A 24,942-nucleotide genomic window follows, 5' to 3' on the forward strand; every position below is an offset into this window, starting at 1 on the left:
GGAGGATAAAGACATGTTGGCAGAAAATTTGGAAAACTGGGCTCAGCAAGAACGTCAGGAAGGCGAAAAGCTGGGTATTGAGAAAACAGCTCGTAATCTGCTCAAGCTTCCCGGTCCCGGTCATATCGCTCCATTGCAGGGAAAGGCGGCAGCCAATGTTCGCGGCGAATGTTCCAAAGTTCATACGTCGGTTTCAGTTGATTCGGAGCATCAAGGGCACCAAGGTGTATTTCGATTTCTTCCTCGCTTACCGCAAAAACCGACGAACCACATGTCGAACAGAAGTAACGCCCCTCATAACTGTGCGGTTTGCCTTCGATAATGACAGCTTGCTTGGGATAATCAGCAGCCGCATAGAAAAGCGCCCCATGATGCTTGCGACAATCCATACAGTGGCAAATACCTACCCGAAGCGGCTCGCCATTAGCCACGATTTTGATCTTACCGCAGAGACAGCCGCCTGTTAGTTGCACCATTGCCAATCTCCAGAAAATTCATATCTTCTGAATTCAAAGTAGGTGGCACTTTCGGTTTTGTCTTGCTGCCATCTCGTTGGTATTTCGTTTACAAGCAGGCGCGGATAGTAAGCTGGTAAATCGCCTTTCTGTGGTTCTTTAAAAAATAGATAATTTGTGAACCATGAGTACACATAAAGAAGAAATACTAAAGAGAGTGCTTGAGGCCATCCCTTCAGGGACCATGGTCGACACCGCATGACTCGAATACCACGGTGTCAGCCGTTTCCTTGCTCGCAAATACGTCGATAACGGCTGGCTGGAGCGCGTTAACCGCGGCGTCTTCAGCGTGTCTGGTACCTTGGGCTAGATGCGTACTTAGCGCCTCGAGGTTGCTTTTGCGTTTTTCCAAGCTAAGAGTTGTTGACGTCGATTAGGTCTGCTGTTTGAAGCGCTCAAAGTGGTGAGTTTGGGCAACGTATTAACGCCCACAAGTAGCAATCGTTGGTCAAGGTGAATAAAGCCACCGCATACGCGGGATTTGGCAGAGCTGAGTGATGTTTAACCACTCCCCGCCACAATCAACATCGTCGCTACAATAGACAATGCGATCCCTATCATACTGGTACCGCTAACTGCCTCCTTGCGAACTAGTGAGCCGAAAACGACCGGTATTAGCGGGTACATCGACACAATCACAATGCTGATAATGGTGAGTTGTCCTTGGCGTGATAGCGCATAGAGCGTAAGCCCTAGCGCGCTGATACCGCCCGCCATCGTTGCGAAAAGTGGAAAGCGGTTTTGTGCTGGCTTTGCGCGTTGGTAAAACGGCAGTAAACACAGGCCTCCGCTTAGCATGCATAGGGCGATGCCATACAGCGCCGCATAGTCGGGCACCAGCCCAAGAAAGTGCAATTGCAGAGCAAACCCCAAGCCTGCACCTAACCCGAAAAGTAGGCCCGTTTTGGTTATGCTGCTCATCTGCCCTTTAGTTATTCGACCTCCGCCCGCCGTTAACCAGATAGCGGGCAGGGCGAGCATAACGCCGAGCCATACCCAGGCGTTGGGCCGCTCGCCAAGAAATACCAAAGAGAGCCCAAGGGCGATCGTCACCATCGAGACAGCGCTAACAGGCACTACGATAGCAAAGGGAGCCTGCGATAAGCCTTTATAAAGGAGCAACGCGCCCAGAGCCGAGCCAAGGCCAGCGACCGCGCCCCATCTCCAGGCATCTGGCTCCCATGTGAAAAAGAGCAGCGCACCTGCAAGGCTGATAAGCGCCCCGCCCAAATGGGTGTAAAAACCAATATTAAGCGGCGGATAAAAACGGGCGAGCAAGCCATTGATAAAGTGTGTACTGCCGAGCAACAGCATGGCGCTTAGTGCCAGAATGATGGACATGGGATTTCCAGGTCAGGATGATAAATGAAAGGCCACCATAGAAGGCGCTAGTGCGCGGCTGGAAACTCGGTTCGCTCATGGTCGTTATGAGGGGGAGTGATGATAAGAGGTGCCGATATATCTATTGCTCAGCTGCGTGTGCTGCTTGCGGTAGCGGAAGAGCAATCCTATACCCGCGCGGCGGCGCGTCTTGGTGTTAGCCAATCTGGCGTAAGTCACTCAATGAAGGCATTGGAAAAGCTGGCGGGTGGCCCGCTCATCACAAAAGCGGCGGAAAGGTGGGATATGACTGCTTTAGGCGAGTTAGCGCTTACTAGTGCCAGAAAGGTTGTGGGAGAGCTTGAGGTATTGAGCCAGCAAGTGGCCCAGTTCCATAATAAAGTGGATGAAACGCTGAAAATAGGCGTTATTCCAAGTGTGCTAACGGGCTGGTTATCGCCATACCTTTCTAGCTTAACGAGCCGCTATCCTGATGCCATTAGCCTTGTGCTTGAAGGCATGGAAGAAGAGATAAAGGAATGGGTGGAAGGCGGTGTGGTTGATATGGGCATAACCACCGATGTGACGCAGCTTAATCTCACCTACTGGTGTGAGCACTTCGATTGGCAGCTATTAAAGAAGGATGAAATCGTTGCCGTTCTACCCGAGAACTATCCACTCAGCAAACAAGCTAGCGTTACGGTAGCGGAGCTTGCCGATCATCCGCTGATTATGTCGTCAGGGGGTTGTGAGGCGCTTATTCAGCAGATATTTGCTCACTCGTTGGAGGAGATAGATACCTTTCAGGTCGATTTCTGGGTACGCGATACGCGGACGCTGTTACAGATGGTTGCTGGCGATGTCGGTGTTAGCCTAGTGCCCACACTGGCCTTGAAAAGTAAGCCAACGCCCGGCGTGGTAATGCGTCCTTTATCGCCGAGGCGGGACCGGAACTTGATTGCGTTTTGGCCAAAAAAACAGCCTCTTGGCCAAATAGGTCAGCAATTGCTGAGTGAGTATTCTCCACGGGATTAGTTATGCAGGCATCGCTTTGCGGTTTCAAAGTATCCTCAAAGTACACGTTATTCCTGAAAACAACGTTTAAATGCCTGCTTTTTGCATTCAATATACTATTTTGAATGCAATGGAAGCGTAGTTGCGCATACCACATGCAATAGGAGTTTGGGCTATGGGCATGATGACTGTCAGGATCATTCCTGACGAAGTGCACAATGCACTGAAAGCGCGCGCCAAGTGAAACCACCGCAGCGCCGAGGCTGAGGTGCGGGCTATCCTGGAAGTGGCCACACGGCCAGGAAATCGTCTCAAAATGGGCGATGCCCTGGCTGATTTGGGTCGCAAGGTCGGAGTGACCCATGAAGACGTTGCGGTCTTTGAAAAGGTGCGTGACAAGACACCGGCTGAACCGATGAGGTTTGAATGATCGTACTGGGTACCCATGTCATTTTAGAGGCAATGAAACCCGAAACTAATCCGGCCGTCAGAGCTTGGCTTAATGAGCAGTCGGCTGAAACGTTATACCTGTCTAGTGTCACACTTGCAGCGTTGTTATTTGGTATTGCGGCGCTGCCCAACGGGAAGCGCGAGGACATGTTGAACGAGGCCTTGGGCGGTCTTACTGAGCTGTTCAGAGGGCGGATTTTGTCTTTCGACGCTGACGCCGCTCACAAGTATGCCGAGCTGGCTGTGACGGCTAGAACCGCCGGGCGGGGTTTTCCTGTGCCGGATGGCTACATTGCCGTATCACAAGGCTATCAAGTCGCCTCTCGAGATATGGCTTCCAATGTTGAGGTCATTAATCCCTGGGAAACCTAACGGTTCCCTAGGAGTTTGAAATCGATGCTTATCAAAGAGTTGGCCGCTCGTTTTAACAATGTCCCGTAGACCGGATGCTGGGATGATAGTTTTCAGTAGAAGTAGAGGTTTAAAGCGTCCCTTGTTACTGGGAAAAACCCTATATTACGAAGCAGCCGCGGTGCTGAACGGGAATATATCGCATGAAAAACCTAGATGATCTTGAAGCTTTTGTACGTGTGGTCGACAGTGGTGATTTTTCAAGTGCGGCTCGCTCCCTAAATCTTACTGCTGGTGCTATTAGTAAACAGATAAAAAGACTTGAAGGTTCTCTGGGAGTTACTTTGTTTGACCGCAGTACCAGGCGAATACGTGTTACAGAAGAGGGGCTGAAAATTTATGAATGCATTAAAAGGGGGCTAGGCAGTATTCATGAAGCTTTTAATATTGCTGAGCAAGGTCGTGAATATCTCACTGGCAATATTGCGATCAGTAGTCCTTCTACTTTTAATGACCATTTTCTGATAGAGGCTATTGGAGAATTTAAAAAATATCACCCTAGTATTAGTTTTTATTTAGACAGCTCCAATAGAATGGTAGACCTATATTCTGATGGCATAGATATCGCAATCCGATCAGGCCAGCTCTCAGATTCACAGTTAGTTGCAAGAAGGGCCTTTGAGCAAAACCGCATTTTGGTTTGCTCTCCAGATTATCTGAAAAAAATTACTTTACCTTCAAATGCGCAGGACATTTATATGCTTAATAGCCTAGTTTTTGGCTATCCTGGCTTTAATTCAACATACTGGACGTTAGAAAATATCAATAATGGCGAAGTGCACAAGGTCCCTATAAAAAAAGAAATGGTTTCAGATGATGGCAGGGCGTTGCTGAATTGGGCTCTTCAAGGGCATGGTGTCGCTTTGCGAGAATCATGGGGCATAAAAAAATATCTCATCTCAGGGGAGCTGGTTAATATACTTCCAGAATGGCAAGAACCCGCCACCCCCATTCAAGTTGTCCGCACTATGCGTAATCCTGTACCAATGCGTGTCTCCATGTTTTCCAATTTTCTTATAGAGTTCTGCCAGGATAAATTGAAGGCATAGCTAACGGATTTTTAAATTCAGGATTTCAAAGATCACATTTAATGTGACAGACGTTCACAAGTGTTGTTCCAAGTAACGTATAGCCCGGTGTGAAATGGTCATGCATTATTGCCCCGTAAATTTCTATTCTCGGGGAGCAAGATATGCCGCTTGCATTATTGGCGTTGGCTATTAGTGCTTTTGCTATAGGCACAACAGAATTCGTCACCACAGGATTGCTGCAAGATGTTGCCAGTGACCTAAACGTCACTATTCCACAAGCTGGGTATTTAACTTCTGGCTACGCGATGGGGGTTGTTGTAAGTGCTCCAATATTAACTATTTTGCTATCGCGATTTAATCGAAAACACACATTATTGTTTCTCATCTTATTGTTCATCATTGGCAGTGTTGTGTCTGCTTTGGCTGCGAACTTTCAGCAATTACTGGTTGGCCGAGTGCTCTCTGCATTTTGCCATGGCGCATTCTTCGGAATCGGTGCAGTCGTAGCGACCACAGTGGCTGCTCCTAACAAAAAAGCGAGTGCCATGGCGTTAATGTTTACTGGTCTGACGCTCGCAAATGTAATCGGTGTTCCTTTGGGTACATATTTTGGTCAACACTTCGGCTGGCGAGCAGCCTTTTGGGTGATAGCAGCACTGGGGGGTGTCGGATTCATCGGTTTGTTGGCGTTGGTGCCAAAACAGGTAACCGAACGCAGCAATATTCTAAATGAAATTGCCGTTTTTAGGCGGCCTCAAGTCTGGCTGGCATTGCTTGTCACTGCAATTGGCTTCAGTGGATTGCTGGCTTCTTTCGCCTACATCTCGCCCATGATGACTGAAATTGCCGGTTTTGCTCCAGAAACACTCGCTTGGATACTATCCATCTATGGTATTGGGTTGGTCGTAGGCAACTTAGTAGCGGCAAGGTTTGCTGACAAAGCGTTGGCTCCTACCATTTTAACGCTGTTGGCATTATTAGTACTTACGCTTTTGTTGTTCACCTATACCATTCACATTAAGCCGCTGGCTTTAATCAACGTATTCCTTTTGGGTGCTATTGGTTTCGGTACGATACCTCCGCTACAGATGTATGTCATGGAGAAAGCAACAGGTGCGCCAGCGCTAGCTTCTGCTGCGAATATTTCGGCATTCAACTTGGGTGCTGCAGGTGGCGTCTGGTTGGGGGGCGCAGCTATTGAGGCAGGGTATGGCTTGGTTTCTCCGAACTGGATTGGAGCAATCACGACAGGTGCTGGTTTGTTAGTAGCGATTTACGCAGTGCGTCAAAAACGTAACTTGGTTCTGGGAACCGGTTGTTAATTTTCTCTCAGCGATTAACTTTCGACTGACGAATTACACAACGCACTAATAGCGCGAGCCAAGCAGGACCACTGCAGCGCTGAGTCTGAGGTACTTATCCTGGAAGAGGTGCCATGGCTAAAAACGCACCTCAAGATAGGGGATGCCCTGATGTGTTTGGGCCGCAAGGTTGGGTTGAACAATGAAGGCGTCGCGTTCTTTAAACTGGCTCAAGGCAAGACACCGGCTGAACTGATGAGGTTCGATTAATCGTACCTGGATACCAATGTCGTTGCCTAGGCGATGAAATCTGAATCTGATCTGGCCGTTAGAGATTGGCTTAAACGCCACTTGCAGCGGCTCGGGGCTGAGGTCGACCTCAATCAGCTCAACAGTTTGGTGGAGGATAAAGACATGTTGGCAGAAAATTTGGAAAACTGGGCTCAGCAAGAACGTCAGGAAGGCGAAAAGCTGGGTATTGAGAAAACAGCTCGTAATCTGCTCAAGCTGGGGGTGCTTAGTGACGAGCAAATTGCTGAAGTGACCGGCTTGGCGTTAGAGGATGTGGTTAAGTTGCGTATTGAAGGTAAGCGCTGATCGATTGCCTTCTGACCTAAGCGGCAGCCCTTAAACCTGCTCAATCTTGCCGATCCCGGTCATATCGCTCTATGGCAGGGAAAGTCGGCAGCCAGTGTTCGCGGCGAATGTTCCAAAGCTCATACGTCGGTTTCAGTTGATTCGGAGCATCAAGGGCACCAAGGTGTATTTCGATTTCTTCCTCGCTTACCGAAAAAACCGACGAACCGCATGTCGAACAGAAGTAACGCCCCTGATAACTCTGCGGCTCACCTTCGATAATGACAGCTTGCTTGGGATAATCAGCAGCCGCATAGAAAAGCGCCCCATGATGCTTGCGACAATCCATACAGTGGCAAATACCTACCCGAAGCGGCTCGCCATTAGCCACGATTCTGATCTTACCGCAGAGACAGCCACCTGTTAGTTGAGCCATTGCCAATCTCCAGAAGATTCATACCTCCTGAATTCAAAGTAGGTGGCACTTTTGGTTTTGTCTTGCTGCCATCTTGTTGGTATTTAATGGCCGTCAATTTAATGGCCGTAAACTGACATAAATCGAGAATGACAGGCTTTAACACATAAGTTAATCAAGTGATCCTTTACAGGGTAGAGAATCTCTACTTGGATTAAGGAGGACGGCGCTTCATTTTATAAAGGCATTTTGTAAAGGCATTGTTAGTGGGTTTGCCAAGCGCTCTTGATAGCAATAAACCACGATCAACGGAGGTATCTGGTTTGGCTACCGATAAAGCATCTCGGGGTGTGGGCGGTTGGTTTCTGCTCGTGTTCGCCATCATTCTGGTCATCCTCGGCCTGATTCTTGCAGCCGGCGGGCTCTGGCTGGTGACGCTGGGAGGCTCCTGGTATTACCTCATTGCCGGTCTGGGGCTGATCATTTCGGGTGGCTTAATGGCCAGGGATTTGCTCACGGGAGTCTGGGTCTATTTCTTGGTTCTGTTAGGCACGCTGATTTGGGCCTTATGGGAGGTTGGCTTGTCGCCATGGGAGCTGCTGCCCCGGGTATTCGGTTACATCGTCCTGGGTGTCATCGTCTTGGCGCTCCTGCCCACTCTCAAACGCCGCCAGGCCACTATATGAGGAGCGCTGCCATGTTCACGTCACTGCGAGTGCTGGCCTATGTCGTCAGCCTGTCACTGGCGACGCATGCCGTTGCCCAGAATGCCGAGGGTGAAACCGAAGCCCCTGAGGAGCCCACCTCAAGCGAGGTTCAGACACCGACCTTCTCGGCGACGCCGCAGCCCAGCGATGACCCAGCGCCCGGCGATTGGGCCGCCTGGGGGCGAGAGAGCGGCGCCTCACGTCATTCGCCGCTGGATGAAATCACGCCCGACAATGTCAGCCAGTTGGAGGTTGCCTGGACCTATCGCACTGGCGATATGCCGGAAGAAGGGGAGGGCAAATACGCGCCCGAAACTACACCGCTCAAGGTTGGCGACAATCTGTATCTCTGCTCGGCCATGAACGTCATGGTCTCCCTTGATGCACGGACCGGCGAGGAGCAGTGGCGCCATGATCCCCAGGTCGATCCAGGTGCCATTCCCTATAGCGCCAGCTGCCGCGGCGTGACCTATTACGAAGTTCCGGATGCCGCCGATGACCAGCTCTGCGCAACCCGCATTATTGAGGGGACGTTGGACGCCCGATTGATTGCCGTCGATGCGCAAACGGGCGAGCTGTGCCAGGAGTTTGGTGACGGCGGTACGGTAGATCTATGGGCAGGCATCGGCGAGAAGGTGCCCGGTTGGTACTCCGTCACCGCGCCACCGGTCGTCGTCCAGGGCGTCCTGGTGACCGGTGCCCAGGTCAAGGACGGACAAGCGGAGGATGCGCCATCTGGCGTGATTCGCGGCTACGATGCCGTTACCGGCGAACTGGAGTGGGCCTGGGACATGGGCAAGCCCAATCTGGATGGGCTGCCACCCGAGGGCGAGACCTATACCCGAGGCACACCCAACATGTGGACCACTGCTTCCTCCGATGAGGCGTTGGGTTACGTCTACCTGCCGATGGGCAACTCCTCGGTCGATTACTGGGGCGGGAACCGCAGCGAGGAAGAAAATGAATTCTCGACCTCGCTCGTCGCCATCGACGTCAACACCGGCGAACCGGTCTGGCACTTCCAGACCGTCCATTACGATGTCTGGGATTATGACCTCGGTTCGCAACCGACCCTGGTCGATTTCCCACGAGATGACGGCAGCACGGTGCCGGCGATCATTCTGCCCTCCAAACAGGGCGATATTTACGTTCTCAACCGTGAAACCGGCGAATCGCTATTTCCCGTGGAAGAGGTCGAGACGCCCACTGGCGGTGTTGAGCCAGATAACCTCTCGCCCACACAACCTAGTTCAGGTTATCACTCCCTCGCTTTCCCGAACCTAGAAGAGAAGGATATGTGGGGGATGACGCCCATTGACCAGTTGTGGTGTCGTATTCAATTCCGCCGAGCCTCCTATAAAGGCATGTACACGCCGCCGACCGTGGGTCAGCGCTTCATTCAGTACCCCGGATACAATGGCGGCAACGACTGGGGCAGTACAGCGGTGGACGCCGAGCGCGGCATCATCATTGCCAATTACAATGACATTCCCAACTTCAACCGTCTCGTCCCCCGTGAAGAAGCCGAGGAACGTAATCTTCGACCCATCTATGCAGGAGGTGACAACACCGATAGCGAGTCGGATGGGCCCGCCGAAGGTGCCGGCGATCCACAAGTAGGTGCGCCTTATGCAATCGACGTCAATGCTGGCTGGCGAGCGCCGGTTACCGGCATGCCCTGTACCGCGCCTCCTTATGGCGGCATTCGCGCCATCGATCTCGCGAGCGGTGAAACGCTCTGGGATGAGCCATTGGGCACGGCACGCAAGAATGGCCCCTTCGGGATACCTTCATATATGCCTTTCAAGATCGGCACACCCAACAACGGTGGCCCTCTGCTGACGGCCAGCGGTCTGATATTCATCGCTGCCGCCACCGATGATCTGATTCGCGCTATCGACACGGAAACCGGTGAGGTGCTTTGGAACGATGTACTGCCGGCCGGTGGGCAGGCCAACCCCATAACCTATGAGGCGAATGGTCGCCAATATGTAGTCATCGGGGCCGGCGGGCATCACTTCATGGAAACACCGATAGGCGATTATGTAATCGCCTATGCGCTACCGGAAGACGGGAACTAAGATCGCTGTCTTGGCTGAGCCAGTATTCGACTGGCTCAGCTACCAGCCTGTGAGGATGAATATGGGAAGGGCTGACAAGAAAGACAAGCGTCCTAACAAGCCCTCTGAATGCCCATGAGCCGAATATAAACCTTAATCGGCTCATAAAATGATCCGAATAGATGGTGCAATCAGCTCATTTATATTTGGGAATAGCTCCACTGGCCGTCTTTTTAACCGAGTAACTGTGCACCTGCTTCATCGCCGTCCCGTTCATTTGAGTCATTTAAGGCCCATGAGGGTTTTTGTGGGCCTTTAAATGCTCACTGTGGGTCAGGCTGGGCGAGGCCGTGACTATCTAACGTCTGTACCAACTACTTTTTACGCTTCCTGCTGACGATTAGCCGCCCGAACAAAAGCGCTGGGAGATTGGCCGAGCACCTTGCGAAACATGCTGGAGAAAGCGGCAGGGCTGTCGTAGCCGAGTTCCAGCGCGGTTCGGGTAACAGAGTTGCCGGAGAGCAGCCTGGGAATCGCCGCCATTAGGCAGGCCTGCTGGCGCCATACGCCAAAGGAGAGCCCGGTCTGCTGACGGAACAGACGATTGAAGGTGCGTTGACTGCAATGCAACTGCCGGGCCCACTCTTCGGGAAGAGTGTGAATGCTCGGTTGGCCGAGAAACGCCCTGCACAGGCTAGCGAGTGGAAGGTCATGGGGCTGGGGCGCAAACAGTGGCAGGGCCTGAGCCTGTTCCAGTTCGCATAGGAGTAGTTGAGCCAGGGCTCCGTCGCGGCCTTTTTCATCATAGAGTGCGGGAATGTGGGCGGAAGCCAGCAGTAAATGATGCAGGAGAGGCGTCACGACCAGCACCTCACAGCTGCTCGAAGTGCGTGGCGCGACGTGGGGTTCGATATACAGGCTTCGGGTGCTCACCCCGTTCATGCGCACTTGGTGCCGCTTGCCCGCAGGTAGCCAGACGCCGCTATAGGGCGGCACCATCCAGGTGCCGTCATCCGTGTTCACCTCCATCACGCCGGTCATGCCATAGAGAAACTGGGCACGGCGATGGGTATGAAAGTCCAGAAGGGTGCCGGGGCGGTAATCAGTGCCGATGGCCACCACGGGCCGTGCTACATGATCCACATCTGAAAGAGGCGTATTGAGCATTAGCGTTAACCTGGCTGAAACGCGGTGATGGTCTGTGCTGCTTTCCTGTCCACATGGCGCCACCACCAACGGCAGACCGTGCAATGGCACGGTGGGCTCATGGCTTGGTATCCGCTTGGCGTCGTGATGGATCGGGCGCATTCTTGATCGCATTCATACTAGGGCGTACCTGTTACTGCTGACGGTAGTGCTGGTGGTGATAGTCGTCATGCGTGATTTCAAGTAATCTCAGCTCACATGTGTACAAGAACCTTGCCTATAACGCTGGACGATTCCAATGCCTCGTGAGCATCCGCTACGTTCCGCAAAGGCATGTTTAAACCAATTTTTGGCGAGTAGTATCCGGCCTCAAGGCACGAGTTGATATCCGCTATAGCAGCTTGTTTCAACTCATCGGGTACATTGTAGATATACACGAAACGGAAGACACAGCCATGCATCATGGCCTTCAATAATGGAATGGAAAGCTCATCCATCGCATTGGCGGTTGCATAGGCGCTTATAACCCCTCCTTGGGACAAACAGGCCAAGTTGATGTCAAGATTGGGCTTCAAAGCGACATCGACAATATGGTCAACGCCGAGTCCTTCTGTGGCTTCTAAAACAATACTCGCAACATCTGCCGACTTTCGGTCGATCACTAGATCTGCGCCATTTTCTTCGGCTACGGTGGCTTGTTCAGTGCTCATCACCGTTGTTGAAACCCATGCGCCGGCCCACTTTGCCAATAGAATTGCTGCTGTTCCGACCACTCCGGCTCCGCCATGAATCAGCACTCGTCGGCCTTTAAGACTGCCATCAGAAAACAGGCAGCGGTGAGCTGTTAGCGCCGGAATCCCAAGCGAAGCACCTACTTCAAATGAGGTCGTATCCGGCAAGTGAACCGCCTGACGCGCAGGAACCACAACGAACTCTGCTGCCGTGCCTGTCGCTCGACCGTATTGTGCTTCGTATACCCAAACCCGCTCGCCGAGCCTATCCGGTGGCACGTTCGCGCCAACGGCATCAATAACCCCTGCGCCATCTTGATGGGGAATGATGCGCGGATAAGGCATTTCTGCGGAGAAACCAGTTCGCGCCTTGACATCGGTTGGGTTGAGTCCGGAAACATGAATGCGGACGCGCACCTCGTCTGACCCTGGTTCTGGTGTCGGCAATTCACCGACTTTCAGCACATCACGAGCGCTGCCTTGGGCTTCATAGTAAGCTGCTTTCATCAGGGTGCTCCATCAAGCTTTTCAGGTAAAAGGGTGCAGCACAGCACTAGCCGCTGCGGAAGAGATATTCTAGATACTAGGGGTGAAATTGAAAAGTAGGCACTGATTTGATATATAGGGATATATTTTATACTAATGGCGGGTGTATAACGGATGAAGAAGCAAGAAGCTCGTGAGTATCGGTGCACTGTTGAAGCGACCGTTGCTGTTGCTGGCGGCAAATGGAAACCGCTGATCATTTACTATCTACTCAGCGGAACCAAACGATTCGGAGAGCTTCGCAAGCTTATCGGTGGCGTCACGCAACGGTCGTTGACATTGCAACTTCGAGAGCTTGAATCGCACGGTATTATCTCTCGAGAAGTGTTTGCCGAAGTTCCCCCACGTGTCGAATATTCGCTTACCGAGCTTGGGCTGACTCTGGCCCCTGTGCTCAACGCCATGAAAGAGTGGGGAGATAGCTATCTCTCTTGGCAAGACACCAACAGCAATAATACTCATATTAACTAACAGCCTCTTTTAAGCTTGGTAATTGATATGGTCAATCTGTGCTCCTTAATCAGTGCCGATGGCCACCACGGGCCGTGCGACATGATCCACATCTGAAAGAGGCGTATTGAGCATTAGCGTTAACCTGGCTGAAACGCGTTGATGGTTGTCCGAATGACGAATGTCGGCCAAGCCTCGCCAGCATATAGTGCCTGCTGTTTCGTTTCATCAGGAGAGTGCCGGTGTATAGCGTATTGCTTCTTTGTGGCGGGGTGGCGGGAGTGACCACCGTATTGTTCGGTTTCGGTGGCGGGTTCGTGGTGGTTCCCTTGCTGTATACCCTGCTGATTGCCGTCCATGGGTCGGATAGTGGTATTGGCCAAGCGGCCATGCATATCGCGGTGGCTACCTCGACGGCGTTGATGATATTTGCTGCTTCCCTGTCCACGTGGCGCCACCACCAACGGCAGACTGTGCCATGGCACTTGGTGCGTCCGCTGGTGGGCTATATCGCCGTGGGCGCTGTGCTGGGCGCAGCGGCGGCCGTGTCGTTAAGTGGCGAGTGGGTGCGCTGGGCGTTCATTGGTTATTTAGCCCTCACGATTGCGGATGCCATTTTGCGGCCCGGTTTTCTGCATCAGTCAGGGAGTGATGTGCGTCCTATGGGGCGTGGAGTAACGGCGATGACGGGGACATTGATTGGTGCGGTGGCCGCCCTGCTGGGCGTTGGCGGCAGCGTGATGACCGTACCGCTTATGCGTCGGAGAGGCGCGAGCATGACGGCAGGCACTGCCATGGCCAATCCGTTGTCGTTGCCCATGGCGGTGAGTGGCACCGCGACGTATGTGTTGCTGTCGGCAAATCACCCAGCGTTGGGGGACTGGTATGCCGGTTATGTGGATCTGCGCGCCTTGTTGGTACTCGCAGTGGGCTCATGGCTCGGTATTCGCCTAGCGTCGACCTGGATCGGGCGCATCCCTGACCGTATTCATGCCAGGGTGTACTTGCTATTGCTGACCATGGTGCTGGTGGTGATGGTCGTCATGCATTAACACCGGACATAGTCCAGAGATGAGTGAAGGTGGGGCGCTGCATCACGTGCGCTTCGAAGTAAATGTAGGTATTTCCTCACAGGTATTTCCACCATGACGCATGCTTGCGCCTCCTTTATAGAGGTTGTGAGTGTGGTGGCTGGCTCATAGGCCCTGTCATGAAGTCGACGAAGGCTCTCAACGCGCTGGACATGTGCTCGCGATGAGGATAGTAGAGATAGAACCCTGGGATCGATGGCATCCATGAGGACAGGACTCGCACCAACTCACCGCTGTCAAAATGGGCTTGCAGGTGATTCTCGGGCAAATAGGCGAGTCCGGTGCCTTCCAGAACCGCCGTGGCAATCAGGCTGGTGTCATTGATGGTCAATACGTGGCGCACCTGTAGATCGAAACATCTATCGTCCTCCTGAAAAGTCCAAGCGTACAAGGCATTCGAGGCGCTCCAGCGGTAGTTGATGCAGACGTGGTCGTGAAGATCGGCCGGCACTTCCGGTGGCGGGCGCCGAGCAAAGTAGCTTGGTGAACCCACTACGGCCATATCAAGGGCCAGCGTCAGTTGTCTGGCGACCATATCCTGTTGCAAGCGCTCGCCCGAGCGAATACCCGCGTCGAAGCCTTGCGAGACGATATCGGTCAGTGTGTCATCGATGACGAGATCTACATTGATATCAGGATAGTGCTCCAGGAAGGCATGAAGTTGTGGCATTAGCACCAGCTGTGCTGCGATGCGGGGCAAATTGATCCTGATCGTGCCTTGCGGTGAGGCCTGAAACGCTGCCGACTCATGAACGGCCTGCCGGATGTCCATGATGGCTGGCTCCACACGCTGTAGTAGACGTTCACCCGCCTGAGTGAGCGATACGCTACGGGTGGTTCGACTCAAGACTCGTACGCCCAGACGCGTCTCCAGCGAGCGGATGGTGTGACTCACTGCCGATGGCGACATTCCCAGGCGTAACGCAGCACGACGGAAACTCTGCGATCTGGCCACCTCCATGAACGCGATGAGCTCGGCAATCTCCTTTCCATTCATATTGATGTCTCTCATTCATCACTACGTGTTGATTGGTGCGTATTATAGTACACGCGCCGTCGTGGGATAGTTCCGACACGCTGTCGACATCCGTCGGCACGACTCGATGGAGCTAACATGATGAAAGAGATAAGGCGTTGGGAGATGGACGCGATCGGTCGTGGAAGACTGAAAATGGCCACCCGCGAGAAGCCGCGTCCCGCGGCGGGGGAGGTGCTGGTCAGGGTGGCAGCCGTCTCGCTCAACTACCGCGACAAGATGGTAATCGAAAGCGGCAGAGGACTGTCGTTGACTTACCCCTTCACTCCCGGTTCCGACATGGCTGGCACCATCGTCGAACTGGGGGAGCAAGTGGATGGGTTTGACGAAGGAGATCGTGTCATCTCCGTGTTCACGCCTGACTGGATCGATGGACGTCGACCTGGTAACGCGCGAACACCGGCTTACCGCACCTTGGGAGGTTTCTATCCCGGTGTGCTGAGCGAATACGTTGCCATTCCTGCCGCATGGGTGGTTCATGCGCCGCGCTCTCTGAATGATCTCCAGGCAAGTACATTGCCCTGCGCTGGACTCACCGCCTGGTTCGCGCTCGTCGAGAGATCCGGTGTCAAAGCTGGCGATCGGGTGCTGATTCCGGGGACAGGCGGGGTGGCGCTATTCGGTTTGCTCATTGCGAAGATGAGCGGGGCAGAGGTGATCGTTGCCACCCAACCGTCTAAAGGCGAGCGAGTGCTGGCGCTGGGTGCTGATCACTGGGTGGATCGTTCCCGCGACGACTGGATGGAAGCCGTGTACGCGCTGACTGACAATGAGGGCGTGGATCACGTGCTCGACGTGGTCGGTGGCGATAATCTCGGCGTTTCAGTCCAACTGGCCGCCGTCGGTGGGCACGTATGCCAGATCGGGGCGTTGGCAGGATTCGATATCGCATCCCCGGCCATGCCTTTGATGCTAAAGGACGTCACGATTCACGGTATTGGCACAGGCAGTCGACGAGCGCTGGAACGCTTCGTGCGGGCGGTAGATCAAGCTCGGCTTGAGCCGGTCATTGATGCACGTTATTCCCTCGCCGAGCTGCCTCAGGCACTGGATCATCTGGATCAAAGGCCATTTGGCAAGATCGTGATCGACGTGCATGACGATTGAGATCAGTGCGGTGGAGCGCTGGTCTATGAAGCCGATGCGATCATGTGGTTCGAATGACGAATGTCGGCCAAACCTCGCCAAGATATAGTGCCTTCTGTTTCGCTTCATCAGGATTGTGTCGGTGTATAGCCTATTGCTTCTTTGTGGAGGAGTGGCAGAAGTAACCACCGCGTTGTTCGGTTTCGGTTGTGGGTTTGTAGAAGTTGCTTTACTGCTTCCCTGTCGGCATGGAGCATCACTAACGACAGATCGTGCAATGGTACCTAGTGCGTCCGCTGGGCGTTGTCGGCAGCGTGATGACCACACAGCTTATGCAACGTATGTGTGACTAACGGAAAATCACCCATGGGGACTGGTATGCCGGTTATGTGGATCTGCGCGCCTTGCTGTTACTCGCAGTGGGCTCATGGCTCGGTATTCGCCTGGCGTCGACCTGGATTGGGCGCATTCCTGACCGTATTCATGCCAGGGTGTACCTGCTATTGCTGACCATGGTGCTGGTGGTGATGGTTTTTGTGCGTTGAGCGTTGCTTGCTTGGGAGATGCCTGTTTTGTAGAGCGGCTCTTTATGGGGTGCAGGGTTGAAAGACGTAAAGTTGATTCATTCAGCAATCACGCGCTATGTGATCACGCGCTATGTGATCACGTACTATGTGATCACGTACTATGTCATCACGCCATATGTGATGGAGTAGGCCAGCGCAACTCAAAACAAGAGCCACCCTCATCAGAGGGGTAACATCTGGCCTCGCCACGGTGGGCTCTCGCAATCGCCGCGACTACCGCCAATCCGAGCCCACTTCCTCGCTTGTCTCCTGGCATACCATTTTCGGCGTCCCGCGCATGGCGGAATGCCGTGAAAATATGAGCGGCATCTTCCTGCGGTATGCCTGGGCCAGCATCGCTAACACGCAAAACACACCAGCCGTCGTTCTGGCGCGTTTGGATGATGAGTGTCCCTGGGGATGCATGCTGGCGAGCGTTTTCCAGCAACGCAAGCAATGCCTGACGTATACGGAAGGGGTCGCAATACGCAGTGCCAGACTGCAGATCAAGGGTTGGATAATGTTTTGATGCATTTAGGGCATGCTTACAAAACTCAACGACGGATTCAATTTCAGCAGAAAGATCACATTCCTTGATCTCAAGATTCAGATGACCGCTTTCGGCCAAGCTCACGGCGCGAAGGTCTTCAATCAGTTGTGCCATGCCGTCGATTTGGGTAAGGAGACTTTGAAACTGGGGTTGTTCAGGAGGGAAGACGCCTTCTGCCAAGCCTTGCAGACGTCCGCGTAAAATAGTGACCGGCGTACGCAGCTCATGGGCAATAGCGGCATTCCAGAACGTCATTTCCTTGGACATACGCTGTAATTGGTCTGCTAGCGCATTGAAGTCGTTGGCTAACACGGCGGCCTCGCCTAAAGAGCGATCACCCGTTGTGGCGCGTGCGTCCAGGTCGCCTTGCGCGACGCGACGCATGCTTTCTGTGACGGAGTTTAGGGGTACCAGAATGCGACGTGCCAAGTGAACGCCCACTATCACGGCGAACGCCAGCCCAACCAACGTTGTGCTAACGAGCCAAGCCCACTCTAGCCCCGACGGGAACATGTTGGGTTCGTTAATCGACCCCTGCCAAAAATGGAAGGTAATGAAATAGAACACATAAGAGGTCACCACGACTAACAGTGTGATGCCAAACGCCATCGCTGCCATTGTTAACGCGATGGTGCGGCTTAGCCCAATGAGCTTCATTCTGTTCCCCATAGCCGGTACCCAACGCCGCGTATGCCAACGGGTATGCCTCTCACATCGACATCTTCCAGTTTTTTACGCAGCTTGCTGATATGGCTGTCGACAGTGCGCTCAAGCGCCTCGCCCTCGGGTAGGCAGGCGGCCAACAACTCTGCGCGGGTGCAAACTTTTTTGGGCGCGCGTGCAAGGTGCGTCAACAATCTGAATTCAGTGAGCGTTAACGCAAGGCTGTGCGAGTCTCCTCCTACCTGAACAAAGGCTTCGTGTTGTTCAAGGTCGATCTCAAAGGGCGGCACCCGGAGGACACGGGGTTGGTGGCTTGCATCAGCCATGGTGCGTCTTAACACTGCCTGAATGCGTGCGACGACCTCGGCAGGGTTAAACGGCTTGACGACGTAGTCGTCGGCACCAAAACGTAAACCCATGAGTTTATCGATATCCTGATCCATCGCGGTCAACATGATGACGGGTGTCTTACCACGGTGGCGAACCTCTGACAGCACCTGCCAGCCATCCATTTTAGGCATCTTTACATCAAGTAAGACGAGATCGGGTTTCATCGACATATGCATGTCCAATGCTTTGCGTCCATCTTCTGCGTAGATGGTTCGGAGCCCCGCCCGTTTCAGATAAGCCTGCAGAATATCAGCGATCTCAGGCTCGTCTTCGGCGATGAGAACCAGTGCTTGCTGGCCAGAATAAGAACTTGGCGACTGATGAGTCGTGGACATGAAAGCGCCTAATGAAACATTAATTGTGTTCTCCATCATATCTACACATACCGTCGACGTTAATACCACGCTACAGCGATATAGTCCCCTTCAATTTTATGGCTAGGCAAATGTTTGCCTATGTCTGAAGGGACGATACATGACGATCCGACATATCTATCGAAATGGTGGCTTCTGTGCCTTGCTGCTAATCGTGCTAACTGCTTGCGGTTCAGTTGAGCAAGAAGTAGCGCCGCCTCCTGCTCGAGTGACGGTTGTTACCTTGGAACCCGTTAAATTGGAGCTGACTGAAGACTTGTCGGCCCGGGTCGTTCCTTTTCAAATGGCGGAAATTCATCCGCAGGTCAGCGGGATTGTTCAACGTCGCCTGTTCGAACAGGGAACCGACGTGAGTGCGGGGCAGCCATTATTCGAAATCAACCCAGCGCCGTTTCGAGCGGAAGTAGAAACAGCAGAAGCCGCTTTGCAGAAAGCCGAATCCGAACTCGCTCATGCCCGTGCGCAGTCAGCCCGGTTGGAGCCGCTTGTCCGGGCACAGTCGGTGAGCCGTCAGGCCTACGATGACACCGTCTCCAAAAGTCAGCAGGCCGCTGCTGATGTGGCCCAAGCGCGTGCCACGCTGTCGCGCCGCCGCCTTGACCTGGAATTCTCCACGGTGGTGTCCCCCATTGCAGGCCGAATTGATCAGGCGTTGGTAACGGAGGGAGCGCTGGTGGCCAGCAGCGATAGCACGCCCATGGCCCGTGTTCAGCAGATCGATAAGGTCTATGTCGACGTTCGGCGCTCGGCTTCCGCGCTCGAATCGCTTCAAGATGCGATGGCGGCGCAACCCTCCCTCGACAATGGCTTACCGGTCACCATCCTGGGCAGCAACGGTACACCCTACGATGTCACCGGACGCATTCTTTTTTCGGGAATCAATGTGGACACCAGCACGGGTGACCTTTTGCTGCGAGTTCTCGTAGACAATCCCCATCGACGCCTGCTGCCCGGCATGTTTGTGCGTGCCCGCGTGCCGTATGCACGCTATGACGATGCGTTGACGGTACCGCAACAGTCTGTGGTACGCATTGGCGGTAAGCCCTACGTTTGGTTGATTGGTGCTGACGACAAGGCGGTGATGGTTTCAGTGGAGCTTGGTGAATTGGCGAACGGCAATTATCGGGTGCAAACAGGAGTGACAGAGGGGCAGAAAGTCGTCGTCGAGGGTATAGAGCGACTGACTGATGGTATCGACGTCAGCGCGACTGATTGGAAGATGCCTATGCCACTCAACGCCTCAGCGGCATCCTCTCACTAAGTTTCAGGAGTATCCGCAATGCCCCAGTTCTTCATCCAGCGCCCAGTCTTCGCGTGGGTGGTCGCGCTGTTTATCATCCTGTCGGGTGTGATCGCCATCCCTAAGCTGCCGGTCGCTCACTACCCTTCGGTAGCGCCGCCTTCGGTGACCATCACCGCGACGTATCCCGGCGCCACGCCGCAGACCATGAACGACGCCGTGCTCAGCCTCATTGAACGAGAGCTCTCCAGCGTCAAGAACCTGCTGTACTTCGAATCGACCGCCGATGCTTCGGGGTCGGCCTCTGTCACCGCCACCTTCAAGCCTGGGACAAACCCGGAACTGGCACAGGTGGATGTGCAGAATCGGCTCAAGGCCGTCGAACCCCGGTTACCCCAGGCGGTTCGTCAGGATGGGCTGAGCGTAGAGTCAGCGTCATCCAGTTTTCTGATGATTGTGGGCCTGAATTCCGATGATGGGCGCTTTGATGAGATCGCCCTGAACGACTATATGGCGCGCAATATCGTGGAGGAGCTACGCCGCATTGATGGCGTCGGGCGTGTGCAGCTGTTCGGCGCTGAGCAGGCAATGCGCATCTGGATAGACCCTGCAAAGCTGATTTCTTTCGGCTTGTCAGTGAATGATCTCTCGACTGCGATCACAGAGCAGAACGCACCGATTGTGCCGGGCAGCATCGGCGCGTCTCCCTCCGTGCCAGGACAAAAAGTCACCTCGCTATTGACCGCGCAGGGGCAATTGAGCACGCCGGAAGCGTTCGCCGCTATCGTACTTCGCGCTAATGTCGACGGCTCAAAAGTGGTGTTGGGCGATGTGGCGCGCGTCGAGTTGGGCGCCCAATCCTACGGCTTCTCCAATCGTGAGAATGGCCAGCCAGCGACGGCGGCTGCCATACAACTGGCACCCGGTGCCAATGCGGTGCGCACGGCGGAAGGCGTGCAGGCGCGTTTGGCTGAGTTAAACCAGGCGCTGCCTGCGGGCATGAGCTCATCGATCCCCTTTAATACGGCCCCGTTCGTTAAGGTGTCTATCAAGAAGGTCATCCATGCCCTCATCGAGGCGATGGTACTTGTCTTCCTGGTGATGTTGCTGTTTCTACAGAACATCCGTTACACGCTGATTCCCGCACTGGTCGCGCCGATTGCACTGTTGGGAACCTTCACGGTGATGCTGCTGGCAGGTTTCTCAATCAACGTGCTGACGATGTTCGGCATGGTGTTGGCGATTGGCATCATCGTCGATGACGCTATCGTGGTGGTCGAGAATGTTGAGCGCATCATGGCCAAAGAGGGATTGTCGCCAAAGGACGCCACCATCAAGGCGATGAAGGAAATCACTGGCGCGGTGGTGGGGATCACCTTGGTATTGACGGTGGTGTTTATCCCGATGGCTTTCTCGAGTGGCTCGGTCGGGGTGATCTACCAGCAATTCGCGCTGGCGATGGTGGTCTCGATTCTGTTCTCGGCGTTTCTGGCGCTGTCGCTGACGCCAGCGCTATGCGCCACCCTTCTCAAACCCATTAAGCCGGGGCACCACGACAAAGGCGGTTTCTTCGGCTGGTTTAACCGGGCGCTTACCCGTATGACCGCCCGTTACGAATCGCGCGTTGGGAGGCTAGTCGCCCGCAGCGGTCGGGTCATGGTGGTGTTTGTGGTCATCGCGGGTGTGCTGCTGCTCGCCTTCCGCCAGTTGCCTTCGGCTTTTCTGCCGGAAGAGGATCAAGGCTATTTTATGACCAGTATCCAGTTGCCCGCTAATGCGACCACCGAGCGTACCTTGGATGTGGTCAAGGCGTATGAGGAGTACGTCATGGCGCGCCCTGCCGTAGACGGCAATATGTCTATTTTGGGCTTCGGATTCTCGGGATCCGGCGCGAATACGGCACTGACGTTCACCACGCTAAAGGATTGGGGGCAGCGCGACGGTGCCACGGCGGCGAGTGAAGTGGAAGGGGTTCAGGAAGCCATGAGTCAACTGAACGAAGGGACGGTAATGAGTATGTTACCGCCGGCCATTGATGAATTGGGCACCAAGTCCGGCTTTACGATGTTCTTGCAGGATCAACGCAATCAGGGGCCGGCCGCCCTTAAGGCTGCCGAGACGACGCTGCTAGAACTGGCGGCGCAGAGCAAGGTGGTCAGCGACGTCTATTCCGACGGCCTGCCAGCAGGTGCGAGCATTCGTCTTGATATTGATCGTCAAAAGGCCGAAGCGCTCGGGGTGTCGTTCGCCAATATTAGCGACATCCTGTCGACCGCAATGGGGTCGTCTTACATCAACGATTTCCCGAATGAGGGCCGGATGCAGCAGGTGATTATGCAAGCGGATGCGTCGGCACGCATGCAGGTCGACGACGTGCTCAAGCTGCATGTGCGAAATAGCAGGGGTGGCATGGTGTCCCTGTCAGAGGTGGTGACTCCGGTGTGGGACGAAACACCGCTACAAATGGTGCGCTACCTGGGCTATCCCGCCACCAGCATTTCCGGCAGTGCGGCGAAGGGGGCTTCCACTGGTGACGCCATGGCTGAAATGGAGCGTCTGGCGCAGCAACTTCCGCCCGGTTTCGCCGTGGCCTGGACGGGGCAGTCCCTTCAGGAACGCCAGTCGGCAGCCCAGGCGCCAATGCTGGTGGCGCTATCCATCCTGGCGGTGTTCCTGGTGTTAGCCGCGCTCTACGAGAGCTGGACGATTCCGCTGTCGGTCATCCTGGTTGTGCCGCTGGGGTTGCTGGGTGCGGTGGCCGCCATGTTGCTGCGTGACCTGCCGAACGATGTTTTCTTCAAAGTCGGTATGGTCACCGTGATCGGACTGTCGGCGAAAAACGCGATCCTGATCGTTGAGTTCGCAAAACAGTTGCGTGAGCAAGGTAAAGGGCTGATGGAGGCCGCGGTGGAAGCCGCCAGCCTGCGCCTGCGCCCGATTCTGATGACCTCACTCGCTTTCGGCTTGGGAGTGGTGCCATTGATGGTTGCGTTTGGCGCCAGTGCCAAAACCCAGCATGCGATAGGCACGGGCGTTTTCGGCGGCATGGTTAGCGGAACGCTTCTGGTGATTCTCTTCGTCCCGGTGTTCTTCGTTTTCGTGATAGGTCTTCAGGAGCGCGTTAGTGGCTGGCGTACGGCTCGTCGCCCCTCATCATTACAACCCGATAACGATATAGCGCATTAATGCCATGCGATGACTGATGCTGCCAACTTTGAGCATCGGCCTGACTGCTTCCTCGATTGTAATTATGGGGGCAGCAGGTGCCAGTAGAGGAGGGGCTGCAGGCTCTTTGGAAGCCACCGGCTACCTGACCCGTCCATCGAACAGTTGATCAACAGTCGCCTTAGCGCCACAGCCCTGTAAGTGGCCCGCCTACCGGGGAATCCTTGGGTAATGTCACGGCAGCGACTCGCGATTGTGCTGCTGCAAACTGTGCGGGGTCGCCGCGCTCTATTTCCGGCTCTTGCCCTGGTGGGTAGGCGCCTACCATGCAGAAATCATCGTTCGCCTCCAGGCTGGCATGCCCAACGCCCGCTGGCAGCACTAGCACATCGCCTGCGTAAAGCATCAGTTCCTGGCCGTTAGGGCCTCCCAGCCGTGCCCGGGCCTGCCCGCGGAAGATGCCCAGTGCTTCATGGGCAGTGGAGTGAAAGTGGTCAAAGTCATACAGGTGGTAGCGCCACGCCGGCGGCCAGCCGTGGCGTTTGAACATGGCTTCGAACGACTCGGCCCGTTCCTCGGCATTGCTGAGGTCGAGAACTTGACGATAAACCAGCACCGGCAGCGGCGAGTTGGGGTAGCCGGTCGTTTCATCGCTGTCGAGATGGAGTCGTTCGGGCTGGGGGATCGGCATCCTGGTCTCCTCGTTGGGGGGTGTGTTTTTAGAATAGCTTTGAGCACACTCTTTTGCATAGCCGAGCTAACCGATAACGGGCTGGCTGCGTGTTTAGTCGATTACCGCCAAGCAGCGTATCCCTCGTTTTCTGTTCGATTGCCTTGATAGCATCAGTCGGTATCATATCCTTGATGTTGTCCATCATTACGTCCTTATTACCGCGAGCTTCTATGACCCAATCTAAAACGCCCTTCATTGTGGTACTGAGCTTGGCATTGACCATGATGCTGGGCCCGTTTTCCATGGACACGTACCTGCCGGCTTTTCCGGTTATCGGCGAATCGCTGGGGGTTTCTCAGCAGGCGGTATCGTTGAGTGTTTCGGTGTATGTATTCGCGATGGCGTTGGGGCAGTTAATCGGCGGTGCGCTTTCAGACCGCTTCGGGCGCCAGCGTGTTTTGATGAGCGGGCTGGCGATTTTTGCGCTTTCAAGCGTTGTTATTGGTGTGGCGGATTCTTTAAACATGCTACTCGGCGGGCGGGCCGTTCAAGCCCTTGGTGCCGGTTTTACTCTGGTATCTGTACCGGCGCTGGTACGCGACCGAGTGGCGGGCCGCGACGCCGCGAAACTGTTTTCGATGATGGGCTTTATCATGGTGCTGGCACCTGGCATTGCTCCGAGCGTAGGCAGCGCGATTCTGGCGCTGGGTTCCTGGCACACTATCTTTTTCGCCTTGGCGGTATACGCGTTATTGCTGGTGCCGTTGTTGGTGCGGGTGATCTTTACCGGTACGGGCAAGGTGTCTCGAGCGAAAAGCCCTAAGATGAGCCTGCTGGCGCGTTACAAACTGGTACTGTCGACCAAGCCGGCCCTGCCGTTCATCGTTTGGCAGGCCGCTTCTTTTTCTACCCTGATGATGTTCATCACCTATGCGTCATTTATCTATCAGGGGCATTTCGGCCAGTCGCCTTCGGCCTTTTCGATGCTGTTTGCGGCGAATATCGTCGCTATGCTTATCTTCAATATTCTCAATCGGGCGATGCTTTCCAGGCTGTCTTCGCTGCGTATCCTGCAGTTGGCAACGGGCTGTCAGGCAGTTGGCGTAGTATTGCTGGTGATGGCTGCCTTTATGGATTGGCCGATGTATGCCTTCCTGCCCCCCATGATGCTGACCATCGGCTCGATAGGGGCGATCTCGCCGAATATTCAGGCCTGTTTTTTGGAGTTTTTTCCCACCAGTGGCGGGACGGCCGCAGCGCTTCTGGGCGCAGCCCAGTTCGGTGTCGCCGGGCTGCTGAGCGCATTGTCCGCCATGGTGCCGCATACGCTTGAAACGGTCATTCTGGCCATGGCCGCCTGTGGCTCAGTAGCGTATCTGATGCTTGCCCGCTCTATCATCAAAGGGCGTGCCGCTGTCGAGGCGCTCTAGGTCAG

24 protein-coding genes and 1 pseudogene are annotated in these 24,942 nt (G+C 54.4%); 16 read left to right on the forward strand and 9 right to left on the reverse strand.

Annotated features, from left to right (window positions below; genetic code table 11):
- Window positions 1-101: 101 nt before the first annotated feature.
- Window positions 102-476, reverse strand: coding sequence for a GFA family protein (locus Q3Y66_RS03970; RefSeq protein WP_008957844.1), 375 nt, complete (start codon window positions 474-476; stop codon window positions 102-104).
- Between the two features lie 253 nt (window positions 477-729).
- Between Q3Y66_RS03970 and Q3Y66_RS03975 the strand changes: the two are divergent.
- Window positions 730-825 (forward strand): annotated as a pseudogene (locus Q3Y66_RS03975) (AbiEi antitoxin N-terminal domain-containing protein); the annotation flags it as partial.
- Window positions 826-1,016: 191 nt separating this feature from the next.
- On the opposite strand, the gene Q3Y66_RS03980 reads toward Q3Y66_RS03975, so the two are convergent.
- Window positions 1,017-1,856: a DMT family transporter gene (locus tag Q3Y66_RS03980; RefSeq protein ID WP_008957843.1), complete on the reverse strand. Its 840-nt coding sequence runs from the start codon at window positions 1,854-1,856 to the stop codon at window positions 1,017-1,019.
- A gap of 99 nt (window positions 1,857-1,955) precedes the next feature.
- On the opposite strand from Q3Y66_RS03980, the gene Q3Y66_RS03985 reads away from it, so the two are divergent.
- The 6 genes from Q3Y66_RS03985 to Q3Y66_RS04010 all read left to right on the forward strand — a co-directional run bounded on the left by Q3Y66_RS03985 (window position 1,956) and on the right by Q3Y66_RS04010 (window position 6,639).
- Window positions 1,956-2,870, forward strand: a complete 915-nt coding sequence (locus tag Q3Y66_RS03985; RefSeq protein WP_008957842.1) for a LysR family transcriptional regulator — start codon at window positions 1,956-1,958, stop codon at window positions 2,868-2,870.
- A 295-nt stretch (window positions 2,871-3,165) separates the two neighbouring features.
- Complete coding sequence (locus Q3Y66_RS03990; RefSeq protein WP_008957841.1) at window positions 3,166-3,279, forward strand: hypothetical protein; 114 nt, start codon at window positions 3,166-3,168, stop codon at window positions 3,277-3,279.
- Entirely contained in the window at window positions 3,276-3,671 is a 396-nt protein-coding gene (locus Q3Y66_RS03995; RefSeq protein ID WP_008957840.1) for a PIN domain-containing protein, read from the forward strand. Before Q3Y66_RS03990 ends, Q3Y66_RS03995 begins: the two co-directional genes overlap by 4 nt.
- 182 nt (window positions 3,672-3,853) lie before the next feature.
- Window positions 3,854-4,759: a LysR family transcriptional regulator gene (locus Q3Y66_RS04000; RefSeq protein WP_008957839.1), complete on the forward strand. Its 906-nt coding sequence runs from the start codon at window positions 3,854-3,856 to the stop codon at window positions 4,757-4,759.
- Between the two features lie 143 nt (window positions 4,760-4,902).
- Window positions 4,903-6,063, forward strand: a complete 1,161-nt coding sequence (locus Q3Y66_RS04005; RefSeq protein WP_008957838.1) for an MFS transporter — start codon at window positions 4,903-4,905, stop codon at window positions 6,061-6,063.
- A 282-nt stretch (window positions 6,064-6,345) separates the two neighbouring features.
- The gene (locus Q3Y66_RS04010) at window positions 6,346-6,639 is read left to right on the forward strand and encodes a hypothetical protein (RefSeq protein ID WP_008957836.1); all 294 of its coding nucleotides are present in this window, start codon (window positions 6,346-6,348) and stop codon (window positions 6,637-6,639) included.
- 40 nt (window positions 6,640-6,679) lie between these two features.
- Here Q3Y66_RS04010 and Q3Y66_RS04015 read toward each other — a convergent pair whose 3' ends face one another.
- Window positions 6,680-7,054 carry a GFA family protein gene (locus Q3Y66_RS04015; protein ID WP_008957835.1) on the reverse strand — a complete coding sequence of 125 codons (375 nt, stop codon included), beginning with the start codon at window positions 7,052-7,054 and terminating at the stop codon, window positions 6,680-6,682.
- 302 nt (window positions 7,055-7,356) lie between these two features.
- Here Q3Y66_RS04015 and Q3Y66_RS04020 point away from each other — a divergent pair, with 302 nt between their 5' ends.
- Complete coding sequence (locus tag Q3Y66_RS04020) at window positions 7,357-7,719, forward strand: hypothetical protein (protein WP_008957834.1); 363 nt, start codon at window positions 7,357-7,359, stop codon at window positions 7,717-7,719.
- Between the two features lie 11 nt (window positions 7,720-7,730).
- Window positions 7,731-9,821 carry a pyrroloquinoline quinone-dependent dehydrogenase gene (locus Q3Y66_RS04025; protein ID WP_008957833.1) on the forward strand — a complete coding sequence of 697 codons (2,091 nt, stop codon included), beginning with the start codon at window positions 7,731-7,733 and terminating at the stop codon, window positions 9,819-9,821.
- Window positions 9,822-10,181: 360 nt separating this feature from the next.
- Here Q3Y66_RS04025 and Q3Y66_RS04030 read toward each other — a convergent pair whose 3' ends face one another.
- Both Q3Y66_RS04030 and Q3Y66_RS04035 read right to left on the reverse strand, forming a co-directional pair.
- Window positions 10,182-11,108, reverse strand: a complete 927-nt coding sequence (locus Q3Y66_RS04030) for a helix-turn-helix domain-containing protein (RefSeq protein ID WP_008957832.1) — start codon at window positions 11,106-11,108, stop codon at window positions 10,182-10,184.
- Window positions 11,109-11,200: 92 nt separating this feature from the next.
- Window positions 11,201-12,184 carry an NADPH:quinone reductase gene (locus Q3Y66_RS04035; protein ID WP_008957831.1) on the reverse strand — a complete coding sequence of 328 codons (984 nt, stop codon included), beginning with the start codon at window positions 12,182-12,184 and terminating at the stop codon, window positions 11,201-11,203.
- Window positions 12,185-12,337: 153 nt separating this feature from the next.
- Between Q3Y66_RS04035 and Q3Y66_RS04040 the strand changes: the two genes are divergently transcribed.
- Complete coding sequence (locus tag Q3Y66_RS04040) at window positions 12,338-12,694, forward strand: helix-turn-helix domain-containing protein (RefSeq protein WP_008957830.1); 357 nt, start codon at window positions 12,338-12,340, stop codon at window positions 12,692-12,694.
- Window positions 12,695-12,915: 221 nt separating this feature from the next.
- Window positions 12,916-13,725, forward strand: a complete 810-nt coding sequence (locus Q3Y66_RS04045) for a sulfite exporter TauE/SafE family protein (RefSeq protein ID WP_008957829.1) — start codon at window positions 12,916-12,918, stop codon at window positions 13,723-13,725.
- A gap of 115 nt (window positions 13,726-13,840) precedes the next feature.
- Here Q3Y66_RS04045 and Q3Y66_RS04050 read toward each other — a convergent pair whose 3' ends face one another.
- Entirely contained in the window at window positions 13,841-14,776 is a 936-nt protein-coding gene (locus tag Q3Y66_RS04050; protein ID WP_368411721.1) for a LysR family transcriptional regulator, read from the reverse strand.
- A 102-nt stretch (window positions 14,777-14,878) separates the two neighbouring features.
- Here Q3Y66_RS04050 and Q3Y66_RS04055 point away from each other — a divergent pair, with 102 nt between their 5' ends.
- A complete protein-coding gene (locus Q3Y66_RS04055) occupies window positions 14,879-15,907 on the forward strand; it encodes an NAD(P)-dependent alcohol dehydrogenase (RefSeq protein WP_139041546.1) in 1,029 nt (342 codons plus the stop codon).
- A gap of 383 nt (window positions 15,908-16,290) precedes the next feature.
- A complete protein-coding gene (locus Q3Y66_RS04060) occupies window positions 16,291-16,431 on the forward strand; it encodes a hypothetical protein (protein ID WP_238528508.1) in 141 nt (46 codons plus the stop codon).
- A gap of 148 nt (window positions 16,432-16,579) precedes the next feature.
- Here the strand turns inward: Q3Y66_RS04060 and Q3Y66_RS04065 are convergent, their stop codons facing one another.
- Together Q3Y66_RS04065 and Q3Y66_RS04070 are read right to left on the reverse strand one after the other, a co-directional pair.
- A complete protein-coding gene (locus tag Q3Y66_RS04065) occupies window positions 16,580-17,659 on the reverse strand; it encodes an ATP-binding protein (RefSeq protein ID WP_008957825.1) in 1,080 nt (359 codons plus the stop codon).
- Window positions 17,656-18,390 (reverse strand): response regulator, encoded by a 735-nt coding sequence (locus Q3Y66_RS04070; RefSeq protein ID WP_008957824.1) that lies wholly within the window; start codon window positions 18,388-18,390, stop codon window positions 17,656-17,658. The genes Q3Y66_RS04065 and Q3Y66_RS04070 overlap by 4 nt, the downstream gene beginning before the upstream one ends.
- Before the next feature lie 139 nt (window positions 18,391-18,529).
- On the opposite strand from Q3Y66_RS04070, the gene Q3Y66_RS04075 reads away from it, so the two are divergent.
- Together Q3Y66_RS04075 and Q3Y66_RS04080 are read left to right on the forward strand one after the other, a co-directional pair.
- Window positions 18,530-19,690 (forward strand): efflux RND transporter periplasmic adaptor subunit, encoded by a 1,161-nt coding sequence (locus tag Q3Y66_RS04075; protein WP_008957823.1) that lies wholly within the window; start codon window positions 18,530-18,532, stop codon window positions 19,688-19,690.
- An 18-nt stretch (window positions 19,691-19,708) separates the two neighbouring features.
- Entirely contained in the window at window positions 19,709-22,855 is a 3,147-nt protein-coding gene (locus Q3Y66_RS04080; RefSeq protein WP_008957822.1) for a multidrug efflux RND transporter permease subunit, read from the forward strand.
- A gap of 160 nt (window positions 22,856-23,015) precedes the next feature.
- Here the strand turns inward: Q3Y66_RS04080 and Q3Y66_RS04085 are convergent, their stop codons facing one another.
- On the reverse strand, window positions 23,016-23,525 hold the full coding sequence (locus tag Q3Y66_RS04085; protein WP_008957821.1) for a hypothetical protein: 510 nt from the start codon (window positions 23,523-23,525) through the stop codon (window positions 23,016-23,018).
- A 212-nt stretch (window positions 23,526-23,737) separates the two neighbouring features.
- On the opposite strand from Q3Y66_RS04085, the gene Q3Y66_RS04090 reads away from it, so the two are divergent.
- On the forward strand, window positions 23,738-24,937 hold the full coding sequence (locus tag Q3Y66_RS04090; protein ID WP_035586742.1) for a multidrug effflux MFS transporter: 1,200 nt from the start codon (window positions 23,738-23,740) through the stop codon (window positions 24,935-24,937).
- Window positions 24,938-24,942: the final 5 nt, after the last annotated feature.

The organism is Halomonas sp. HAL1 (assembly GCF_030544485.1).
Lineage (GTDB): Bacteria > Pseudomonadota > Gammaproteobacteria > Pseudomonadales > Halomonadaceae > Vreelandella > Vreelandella arctica.